Annotated in this window: 7 protein-coding genes; all 7 read left to right on the top strand. The window is 40.1% G+C overall.

What is annotated here, in order from left to right; all coding sequences use genetic code 11:
- Positions 1-32 precede the first annotated feature (32 nt).
- The 7 genes from ACN1CD_RS21605 to ACN1CD_RS21575 all read left to right on the top strand — a co-directional run bounded on the left by ACN1CD_RS21605 (position 33) and on the right by ACN1CD_RS21575 (position 12,001).
- A complete protein-coding gene (locus ACN1CD_RS21605) occupies positions 33-800 on the top strand; it encodes a rhamnogalacturonan acetylesterase (protein ID WP_419132495.1) in 768 nt (255 codons plus the stop codon).
- Between the two features lie 74 nt (positions 801-874).
- Positions 875-1,669, top strand: a complete 795-nt coding sequence (locus ACN1CD_RS21600; protein WP_419132494.1) for a rhamnogalacturonan acetylesterase — start codon at positions 875-877, stop codon at positions 1,667-1,669.
- A gap of 439 nt (positions 1,670-2,108) precedes the next feature.
- Positions 2,109-5,015, top strand: a complete 2,907-nt coding sequence (locus tag ACN1CD_RS21595) for a sugar-binding domain-containing protein (RefSeq protein ID WP_419132493.1) — start codon at positions 2,109-2,111, stop codon at positions 5,013-5,015.
- Positions 5,016-5,126: 111 nt separating this feature from the next.
- Positions 5,127-6,251: a glycoside hydrolase family 88 protein gene (locus ACN1CD_RS21590; RefSeq protein ID WP_419132492.1), complete on the top strand. Its 1,125-nt coding sequence runs from the start codon at positions 5,127-5,129 to the stop codon at positions 6,249-6,251.
- A gap of 7 nt (positions 6,252-6,258) precedes the next feature.
- Positions 6,259-8,703, top strand: a complete 2,445-nt coding sequence (locus ACN1CD_RS21585) for a glycoside hydrolase family 31 protein (RefSeq protein ID WP_419132491.1) — start codon at positions 6,259-6,261, stop codon at positions 8,701-8,703.
- Between the two features lie 212 nt (positions 8,704-8,915).
- Entirely contained in the window at positions 8,916-9,224 is a 309-nt protein-coding gene (gene rhaM / locus ACN1CD_RS21580; protein WP_419132490.1) for an L-rhamnose mutarotase, read from the top strand.
- Positions 9,224-12,001, top strand: coding sequence for a glycosyl hydrolase (locus ACN1CD_RS21575; RefSeq protein ID WP_419132489.1), 2,778 nt, complete (start codon positions 9,224-9,226; stop codon positions 11,999-12,001). Before rhaM ends, ACN1CD_RS21575 begins: the two co-directional genes overlap by 1 nt.
- Positions 12,002-12,003 lie beyond the last annotated feature (2 nt).

Below are 12,003 nucleotides of genomic sequence, written 5' to 3'. Positions count from 1 at the left end.
GTGGTTAAAAGCAAGAACAAACAAAACATAATATGAAATCAACGAAAATAAAATTAATCATAGCTACTGTTTTAATGCTGACGGTAACTGCTTTTATCAAACCAAATAAACCTGCCTTACACACCATTGGCGATTCTACCGTCCGCAATTCAAACAAAGAAACCTGGGGTTGGGGAACACCAATTGCCTCGCTTTTCGATACCACAAAAATTCATGTAGAAAATAATGCAATGGCGGGAAGAAGTACCAGGACCTATTTATCAGAAGGGAGATGGGATAAAGTTTTAGAGACTTTAAAACCTGGCGATTTTGTTACCATGCAATTTGGGCATAACGATGGCAGTGAACCTGATACCACAAAAGCGGGGAGAAGAGGCGTTTTAAAAGGAACTGGAGAAGAAACAAAAGTATTAACCTGGCCAGACGGAAAAGTAGAAACGGTGCATACCTATGGTTGGTATCTCCGGAAGTTTGTTCGTGAAACAAAAGCCAAAGGCGCAACGCCAATTGTGGTATCTATGATTCCAAGAAATGAATTTAGAAACGGCAAAGTACTACGCGCAGATCAGGATTTTGGTAAATGGGCAGCCGAAGTGGCAAAACAGGAAAATGCTTATTTCGTTGATCTCAATAAAATAACAGGTGATAAATATGAAGCCATGGGACCAGAAAAAGTAAAAGCTTTTTTTCCCGGTGATCATACGCATACCAATTTGGAAGGCGCAAAAGTGAATGCGCAATCGGTAGTTGAAGGCATTAAAAAGTTAAAAGGTTGTAAGCTTAAAAACTATTTACTGTAAAATTTACATGGTTTGAATAAAACCTGTGTAATCTAAAAATCTGTGTAATCATCCACTTTAGTGTAACCGATCAAATGAAATCAAATAAAAAATATCTAAGTCTGCTCTTGTTGAGCGCATTCATCATCTTTTCATCTTGCATCCTTATCAGACAAAAAGCAAAGCCAACCTTGTTTTTAATCGGTGATTCTACTGTTAAAAATGGAAAAGGAAAAGGTGATGGCTCCTTATGGGGCTGGGGGAGTTTCATCGGCAATTTCTTCAATACGGATAAAATTAACGTCGAAAATGATGCACTGGGTGGAACGAGCAGCAGAACCTTTCAAACCAATGGTTTATGGGATGCCGTTTTGTTGAAAATTAAAAAAGGCGATTTTGTGATGATACAATTCGGGCATAATGATAGCAGTCCGCTGGATGATACGGCCCGTACCCGCGGCACCATTGGTGGAGTTGGTATGGAAAGTAAAGATACTTTCAACCCCATTAAGAAAAAACAGGAGGTGGTTTATACCTACGGCTGGTATCTGCGTAAATTTATCAATGATATTAAAGCTAAAGGTGCAACGCCAATTGTTTGTTCTTCCATTCCACGTAATCCGGTAAAAGACGGTAAAGTGGTTTTGGTTGATGACCGTTATGCTGGCTGGGCGCAGGAAGTGGCCAAAGCAGAAAAAGTAGATTTTATTCCATTGAATCAATTGATTAAGGATAAGTATTCAGCTTTGTCAGCCCCGCAGGTGCAAACTTATTTTACGGAGAAAGACCATACACATACCAATGAGGCCGGTGCCAGGTTAAACGCTGAAGCAGTTGTAGCGGGATTGAAAGCGATAAAGTCTAATCAGCTTAAAGACTATTTGAAATAGGTTTTTTATACCTAACCTATTGGTTGGTGTCTCACCAGCCAGTAAAGATTTTTTTAATGATTTTAAAGCTATCGCATTTCCATCCAGCTAGGCCTAAGTAATGTATCTTCGTTCTACTTAAATCGGCCTAACAAATTTTTGGGTACAGCCAGACCAAGCCAAACCACTAACTTCAATACAAAAATTTTCAGCCGACAGTTTTGTTTCTTTTGCTGCCAAAAGAAAAAAGCCCGTCTGGCTAAGACAAGATAAGCTATCTCATTAAGGATATTCACCGTCGCAAATATTTTACAGGGGCTATAAGCCTAATCTAAACGATTTTAGGCTATTGATTCCTTTTTTGCAGGACACTACAGGTTGCCTAAGTACATTTTTAAGCTTATAATAGTGGCTTTAACCAAATATGAAGAGTGCTATGGCATTCAATTCATTTAAAAATATGTACATAAAAATATTATCGTTTACCAGGTGGATAGTTTCGGCGCTTTGTCTTCTTGCTATCTTTTCTACCGCTTCTTCTGCCCAAACTATATCCCTCAAAGGGAAATGGAGATTTAAAATTGATGCCAAAGATGAAGGAGTACAGGCAAAATGGTATTCATCGGCTTTGCCGGAAACCATTAATTTACCTGGTTCTATGGCTGAAAATCTGAAAGGTGATGACATCACTTTGAAAACAAAATGGACAGGAAGTATCTATGACAGCTCATACTTTTTTCACCCACGGTTAGAAAAATACCGCAAGCCCGGAAACCTGAAAATACCGTTTTGGTTAACTCCTGCTAAACACTATACTGGTGCAGCCTGGTATCAAAAAGATGTTGAAATTCCAGCCAATTGGAAAGGTCAGCGGGTAGTGTTATCCTTAGAATATCCACATTCAGAAACACGTGTTTGGATTGATGATGTAGAAATTGGTACGCAATTTACCTTCGTTGTGGCACAGAATTTTGAATTGCCCACGAACCTCAAACCAGGAAAACATACCATCACGCTGCTCATTGATAATCGAATCAAGGCCATTAATGTTGGTCAGGATTCACATAGTTTAACCGATCATACCCAGGGCAATTGGAATGGAGTGGTCGGCAAAATGTTTCTTCAGGCAGGCTCACCGGTTTATTTTGAAGACATCCAGGTTTATCCGGATTTAAGGAAGAAATCAGCGAAGGTGAAAATCGAATTGAAGGCTGGTGCGAATCTGTCTTCAGCAGGAAAAATCACCATATCGGCCAAAAGCTTTAATACGAAAAATAGTATCCAGGTGAGGCCAGTAACTGTTCCTTACGAAATAAAAAATGGATCCGGTGTTTTGGAAATCGATTTGCCTATGGGCGATAAAATCGCCATGTGGGATGAATTTGATCCTGCACTGTATCGTTTAACAGCTGTTTTATCAGCAAAGGATGGGAGAAAAGACGAAAAACAAGTTCAGTTTGGCATGCGTGAGTTTAAAGCCGTTGGCAGAAGTTTTGAAATTAACGGTCGCCCGGTATTTTTGCGTGGAACGGTGAATAATTGTGAGTTTCCCTTAACTGGCTATCCGGCGATGGACGTTGCCGCATGGGAGAGAATTTTTAAAATTTCTAAGGCACATGGGTTAAACCACATGCGGTTCCATTCGTGGTGCCCACCAGAAGCTGCTTTTATTGCGGCAGATTTAACAGGTTTCTATCTGCAGCCAGAAGGACCAAGTTGGGCAAATCACGGTTCATCAATTGGTGATGGCAAACCTATCGATCAGTTTATTTATGATGAAACCAACCGCATGACTAAAAACTATGGCAATTATGCTTCTTTCTGTATGATGGCTTATGGAAATGAGCCGCGGGGCAGGCAAGTGGAATATTTAACTAAATTTAATAATTACTGGAAAGCAAAAGATTCCAGAAGACTATATACCGGAGCTTCAGTTGGTGGCAGCTGGCCAGTGATTCCGAATAATGAATTTATGGTTCGTGCAGGGGCAAGGGGATTAGATTGGGGTAAAAAACCGGAAAGTTTCTCTACCTATGCGAAGCAGATTGAACAATTTACCGTTCCTTTTGTAGCGCATGAAATGGGCCAGTATTGCGTTTTTCCAAATTTTGAAGAAATGAAAAAATATACTGGTGTTTACCGGGCCAGGAATTTTGAAATGTTTCAGGAAGACTTAGCTGATCATGATATGGCCGATCAAGCGAAAGATTTCTTAATGGCATCAGGCAAATTGCAGGCATTATGTTATAAAAATGAAATTGAGAAAGCGTTGAGAACACCAAATTACAATGGCTTTCAACTACTTTCCTTAAATGATTATCCCGGGCAAGGAACTGCTTTGGTTGGCGTTTTAGACGCTTTTTGGGATGAGAAAGGTTACATCACCGCGAAAGAATTTAAACGTTTTTCTAACAGTACTGTTCCATTGCTTAAGGTTCAGAAATTTGTTTACACCAATAATGAAAGCCTGGATGCTTCGGTAGAAGTAGCCCATTTTGGCAAGGCGCCATTAACGAATGCAAAAATTTCATGGCGCATTAAAGATGCATCAAGCGTGATTTTAGAAAAAGGAACATTTGATCAAAAATCTTTGCCAATCGGCAATTGTATTCAAATAGGTGATATTCATTTCGCCTTAAATTCGATTCAAAAGGCTACCCAACTAAATTTAGAAGTATCCATCGATGGAACTGAATTTGCCAACGATTGGAATTTCTGGGTTTATCCGGCAGAACTTCCTAAAACGAAGGCAAACTTCTATTATACAGATCAACTGGATGACCAGGCGAAAAAAATATTAGATGAAGGTGGGAATGTGTTTTTAAATGCTGCAGGAAAAGTGGTAAAAGGAAAAGAAGTGGTGCAAACATTTTTACCCGTTTTCTGGAATACTTCCTGGTTTAAAATGCGTCCGCCGCATACGCTTGGAATTCTTTGTGATCCGAAAAATCCGGCACTGGCCAACTTTCCAACAGCAAGTCATAGTGATATGCAATGGTGGGAAATTGTAAATAAGGCGCAGGTGATGAATCTTGAAGATTTTCCAAAGGGCTTTAAACCCATTATTCAGCCGATTGATACCTGGTTTTTAAACCGTAAACTGGCCTTGGTTTTAGAAGCTAAAGTAGGCAAGGGAAAGTTGATTGTTTCCAGCGCGAATCTCTCTCCGGATTTGAAAGAATCGCCAACTGCGCAACAGCTTTACTATAGCTTACAACAATATATGATGTCTGAAAATTTTAATCCCAAATATGATGTGGCCTTTAATACCGTGAAAGATATCTTTGAAAGTCCGTCGAAACTTCAGTTTGATACCTTTACTAAAGATAGCCCGGATGAATTGAAGCCGAAACCGAAAACCAATTGAAAATAAGAAAATCGTTATTGCGAGGAACGAAAGAATCTTAAAGCGTTGGTTAAATGAGGCGTGGAGATTTTTTATTTTTAGCAAAAAGAAAATACAAATAAACATACTACAATGAAGAAATTTATAATCTGCTCTACCTTAGCCATCAGCTTGTTTTCACAGGTACTTTTCGCTCAGAAACTGCCGAAAAAGAGAGCCGTTTTGAAAGTATTAAAATCAACCAACGCTTACTTTATGAACAAGTGGCCGGATGCAGGGAAATCGATTGTAACCAATAGGGAAAGGCCAAGCAACATCTGGACGAGGGCAGTTTATTATGAAGGCTTGATGAGTTTATACCAGATCCATCCTGACAAGGAATATTATGATTATGCCGTTCAATGGGGTGAAAAACACCAATGGGGTTTAAGAAATGGCGTTAGAACGCGTAATGGCGACGATCAGGCATGCGGACAAACTTACATCGATTTATACAATATTGATAAAAAGCCAGAACGCATCAGGGATATCAAAGCTTCGATGGATTTGATGATTTTATCGAATAAAGTAAGCGATTGGACCTGGATTGATGCATTACAAATGGCCATGCCTGTTTTTGCGAAACTGGGAAAAGTATATAACGATACCACTTATTATAGTTACATGTATAAAATGTACCTGCACAGCAAAAATGTAGAAGGTGGAGGTTTGTACAATGCTAAAGATGGACTTTGGTGGAGAGATAAAGACTTTGTGCCGCCTTACAAAGAACCAAATGGCGAAGACTGTTATTGGTCGCGTGGAAACGGATGGGTAGTTGCGGCATTTGTACGGGTGTTGGAAACCATGCCTAAAGATGCGGTAGGTTATGAAGAATATCTAAAAACTTACCACGAGATGATTAAAGCTTTGGTGCCTTTGCAACGTGCAGATGGATTCTGGAATGTGAGTTTGCACGATCCCAATCATTTTGGCGGAAAAGAAACTTCCGGAACGGCCTTATTTGTTTATGGTATGGCCTGGGGCGTAAATCAGGGAATATTGGATAAAGCTACTTATCTTCCGATTATCACAAAAGCATGGAATGGCATGGCCAAAGATGCCGTTCATAAAAACGGATTTTTAGGTTACTTGCAGGGAACCGGCAAAGAGCCGAAAGATGGTCAGCCGGTAAGTTATACCAGCATGCCCGATTTTGAAGATTATGGTTTAGGCTGTTTCTTGCTAGCTGGAACAGAAGTTTATAAATTGAAATAAAATCATCATGTTGAATAAATTTTTCGCTATTGTGTTGATGTTATGGTCGTCAACTGCTTTTTCTCAAACCATTGGCGATTATAAGTCTGGTTTTATTAGACAGGGTAATGCCATTTCGTTTACCACCACAAAAGGTGAGGTAAAACTCGATTTATGCACACCGGAAATGTTCAGAATCAGAACCAGCTGGACCAATAAGTTTGAGCCAAATGAAAACCTGATGGTGATTAAATACGACTGGGAAAAAGTAACGGCTAAGGTGGAAGAAAAGAAAGATCAATTTATATTGACCACTGCAAAGCTGATGATAAAAGTAAATAAGTCACCGTTTAAAGTTGATGTTTTCGATTTAAAGGGGAAATTACTTACCTCAGAAACCAATGGCTCCATTGCTAAAGAAAATACAAAGGTTGGCGTAACCAAAAAACTTCAGGCAGATGAACACTTTTTTGGTTTTGGTGAGCGGATGGATTTCATGGATCGTCGATTCAAAAAAGTAACTTTAAATGTAGGTCGTGGGAAGGGTTTGCCTCATGCGATAGGCGCCTACAATATCTTAGAAGCCAATTATTGCCCGGTTCCATTTTTTATGAGTACGAAAGGTTATGGTATTTTCTTCCATAATTCGTTTTCTACTGCGTGGGATATGGGCGCAACCAATAAAGATCAATACAGTTTCAAAGCCGCTGATGGAGAATTGGATTATTATTTCATTTATGGCCCGACTTTCCCCTCAATTCTAAATTCATATACCTCCATTACAGGCAAATCGCCGATGTTACCGCAGTTTGCGCTAGGGTTGCATGCAGGTACCTATAGCGGTGGCACCTGGGGGCATGAAGAAAAAACATCAGATCAATATGTGGTAGAGTTAGCCAGGAAATACCGGGCATTAGGCATCCCGGTTGATCTGCTTTGGTTAGATTCTACCTGGAGGTTATTCGGAGAGATTGGGGGTAAAGGCGCCACTTCGTTTGAATGGAGGGAAACTTTTAAAGATCCGAAGGGGATGTTCGATAGCATTTATGCCATGAATTATAAAATGGTTGGTTTGCACCTTCGTCCGCGGTTTGACAACGCAAAAAAGCTAAATCTTTTAGATCAGGCGCAGGCGAAAGGTTATACCTATCCAGAAAATGGAAAACCCGGAGAATTTGTAAATTTCTTTGATGAAAAAGCAACGCAGTGGTGGTGGGATAATGGTGTAATGCGTGTGGCGAAACTGGGTGCGAAATTCTTAAAAACCGATGAAGGGAGTGCGTTCGGCGCATTGGCAAATGAAAGTGAAAAAGTAGGCCCGACGGGGAAACAGGCAGAGCGTTTACATAATCTTTTTCCTGTAGCTTATGCCAAAGCACCTTTTTTAGCATTTGAAAAGTTTAATGGTTTCAGAGGGTTGAATCAAACCCGTGAAGGTTATTCCGGCATTCAGCGTTATCCTTATATTTTTGCCGGCGACTGGCCAAGCGAATGGCAATATTTTGCGCCGGTAATTAAGGCAGGTTTAAATGTTGGTCTTTCCGGGGTGGGCTCGTGGGCACATTGCATGGGTGGTTTTGAGCATCAGGCAGATCCCGAATTGTACATTCGTTGGGTTCAATTTGGAATGTTTAGTCCGATTGCTTTGGTTTTTGGAATGGATCATCCGGGTTATAAAGAGCCCTGGAATTATGGTGAAGATGCATTGAGGAATTTTAAGAAATACGATCTTTTACGTTACAGATTATTTCCATATCTCTACACCAGCATGCACCAGCAATACGAAACTGGTTTGCCAATGATGAGGGCGTTGGTTTTAGACCACCAGGATGATGAAAATGTATACGAAATTGGCGATCAATATCTATTCGGTGATCACCTGATGGTCGCACCTGTAACCACTAAAGGCGCCATTACGCGTTCGGTTTATTTGCCGGAGGGCTTATGGTTTAACTATTGGACTGGTGAAGAATATGAAGGTAAAAGTTACCGCCATGTGGTGGCGCCTCTGGATACGATTCCTCTTTTTGTAAAGGCCGGAGCGATCATTCCAATGCAACCTGAGATGACTTATACTGGCGAAAAGCCAGTGGATGTAATTACACTGGATGTTTATCCACATGGTGAATCTAAATATGATCTTTATGAAGATGATAATATGAGTTCAAATTACAAGACCGGAAATTTTGCCCTAACGAAAATCACTTCATCATTAAATGGAAGTGGCCTGGTTTTAAAAATAGCAAAGCCGGAAGGCATGTTTAAACCAACCAATCATCATTATCTGGCAAAAATCCATTGGAATAATGAGGTGCCAAAGGCGGTTTCAGAAAATGGTAATCAATTGAAAGCGGTTGGAAACGCAGCAGCGTTAGATAAGAATGCCGGCTGGTATTATGATGCGAAAAGTAAGGTGCTTTGGGTTAAATCAGCAGGAGATAATACGGGTGATATTGGTTTTAGCATTAATTAATCCTCGGTTTGGTGACTAATCCTCGGTTTGGTGACTCACCAACCGAAAACAGTACATAATCTAATCCTTGATTGGTGGCTCACCAACCAAAAACAAACTAATCCTCGGTTGAGGGTGAGTCACCAATCAAAAAACAACCAATACTATTGTTTCGCTACCGGAACCAACTATTCTGATTATACAGCACATTAACCTAAATTAAAAGAGAATAAATGAAAATTGCCTTCAAAATGAAACTTAAATCAGGTTTCGAGCAGGAATATAAAAAACGACATGATGAAATCTGGCCGGAATTGTCTTTGTTACTAAAAGAAAACGGCGTAAGCGATTACTCCATTTTCTTAGATGAAGAAACCAGCACTTTATTTGCCGTACAACAACAAAATGGCAACTCTTCTCAAGACCTGGGAAGCACGGCTATCGTACAAAAATGGTGGGCTTACATGGCAGATATTATGGAAACAAATCCTGATCAATCTCCAATATCACAACCCTTAAAACAGGTTTTTCATTTAGACTAATGATGATGCAAACGAAAGGATTCTTCGCACTCTTACTGATAGGCATTTCCAGTCTACATGTGGCGAAAGCACAGTTGCCAGCAAAAAAAATGGTCTCCTGGCCTAAAGTTGAAAGTCAGATGAAACCATGGACAAGGTGGTGGTGGATGGGCAACGCTGTTGATGAAAAGAACCTCGATTTCGTTTTGCAAAAGTATGCCTCCGCCGGTTTAGGTGGTGTAGAGATTACGCCCATCTATGGTGCGGTGGGTTTCGAAAAACAATACCTGCAATTCCTTTCGCCGGCCTGGATGAATGCACTTCATCACACAGTGAAAAAGGCAAATACTTTAGGTATGGGTGTAGACATGAATACCGGTACAGGCTGGCCATTTGGAGGTCCGCAGATTAAACCTGAATATGCGGCTACGAAACTGATTATCCAGGATTATAAACTCAACTTAGGTGAAAAACTGACCGAACCTATTAAAGTTAAAGAAGCAAAGCAAGATTTCGCTCAAATACAGGCGCTAACGGCATATGGTCCAAACGGAGAAACGGAAGACTTGCTTTCTTCGCTTCAAAAAGATGGGGCATTATCCTGGTCGCCGAAATCTGGTGTTTGGAATATTTATGCTGCCTTCGCCGGAAAAACCAGACAAATGGTTAAACGTGCTGCGCCTGGGGGAGAGGGGTTTACACTTGATCACCTGGATAAAAAATCAGTTGATGTTTACCTAAAAAGATTTACCGATTCCTTTAAACATAAACCGCAGGGAATAAGGTCATTTTTTAATGATAGCTATGAGGTTTATGGCGCTACCTGGACACCAAGTTTCTTTGCAGAATTTAAGAAAAACAGGGGTTATGATCTTTCTAAGCACCTGAAGGATTTAGTAAGCAAAGATTCTACAAACGAAAATATTGCCCGTTTAAAATCCGATTATCGGGAAACAATGGATGAACTATTGCTCAACAATTTCACTAAAAACTGGACAAGCTGGGCACACAGTTTAAAATCACTTACAAAGAATCAATCGCATGGGTCACCAGGTAATTTGCTCGATCTTTACGGAGCGGTAGATATTCCCGAGACGGAAACATTCGGTTCCAGTTCCTTTGATATTAAGGGTTTACGCAGAGATGCAGCCGATATCAGAAATGTAGATCCAGATCCGATTATGAGCAAGTTTGCTTCTTCGGCCGCGCATACCAATGGAAAAACATTAGTTTCTTCAGAAACTTTTACCTGGCTTACCGAGCATTTCAAAACGTCGTACTCGCAATGTAAACCAGAGGCCGAGGAATTGTTCTTATCGGGCATTAACCATATTTTTTACCATGGTACAACGAATTCTCCACAAGATATTCCCTGGCCAGGATGGTTGTTTTATGCTGCTGTGGAGATGAATCCAAATAACAGTTTATGGCCGCATGCATCAGGACTAAACAATTATATCGCCCGTTGTCAATCTATTTTGCAATCGGGAAAGGCAGATAATGAGTTGCTTATTTACTGGCCGATTTATGATGTTTGGAATAAAGCAAAGGGCCTGGATATGGCATTAAAAGTACATGATGTGGATGAATGGCTTCATCCAACACCATTTTATAAATTGGCTAAAGATTTATCCAAAGCAGGTTATGCTTTCGATTTTGCTTCCGATCGCTTATTAAGCAGAACAAAAACCATGAATAATTTACTACAAACGGCAGAAAATGCTTCGCCTTATAAAGTATTAATTATCCCAGCAAGTAAGCTGATGAATCCGGAAACATTGGACCATATTGTTCAGTTAGCAAGTAATGGCGCAACGGTAATTTTTCAGGAATTGCCGAAAGATGTTCCGGGTTTAAACGATCTGGAGAATAGAAGAGCAAAATTAAAATCGACATTGGCCAAGTTTGGCTTTGCTGATCATGGAAATGAGGTTTCTACATTTAAAACGGGTAAAGGAGAAATCATTTTAGCGGACGATATTCAGAAAGCACTTGTTCAGCGTAATATCAACAGGGAAACACTTACCGATGCTGGCTTAAAATTCATCAGAAGAAAAAATAATAACGAAACCTTTTATTACCTGGTTAACCATACGGCAAAAGATATCGATACTTATTTAAACATTAACGCAAAGGGTAAAGCCGTTATTCTCGATCCACAAAGTGGATTAATCGGCTTAGCAGCAATGCAAAATAATAAGGTGCGTGTGCAGATTAAATCAGGAGAAACACTTTTTCTGAATGTTTCTAATGCGCTGTTACAAAATACAGCATGGACTTACTTAAATAAAGCAGGCACAACGATTAACTTAACCAATCCCTGGGCACTTCATTTTACTACCGGCGGACCAGAACTTCCGGCTGATCAAAAGCTAGACAAATTAATCTCCTGGACGGAGTTGAAAGATCCAAAACTGGCAGCTTTCTCAGGTACAGGTGTATATACCACAAACTTCAACTTATCGGCTAAATCTGCCAAGGAGTATATATTGAACCTGAACCAGGTTGATGAAAGTGCCAGAGTTTGGATTAACGATCAGGAAGTTGGGATTTTATGGAGTATCCCGTTTCAGGCACGGATTGGTAAATATTTAAGGGCTGGAAATAATACGATTAAAGTGGAGGTGGTTAATTTAATGGCTAACCGCATTCGCGATATGGATCTTAAGAAGATTCAGTGGAGAAATTATCATGAAATAAATTTTGTAAATATTGATTATAAGCCTTTCGATGCTTCAAATTGGGCGGTTATGCCGTCAGGCTTAATTGGTCCGGTAACGATTACGCCGTATAATTAATT

Origin of the sequence: Pedobacter sp. N23S346 (assembly GCF_048515415.1) — a bacterium.
Taxonomy (GTDB): Bacteria; Bacteroidota; Bacteroidia; order Sphingobacteriales; family Sphingobacteriaceae; genus Pedobacter.
Note: the sequence above shows the minus strand (reverse complement) of the source record. Positions and strands in the feature narration are given on the sequence as shown.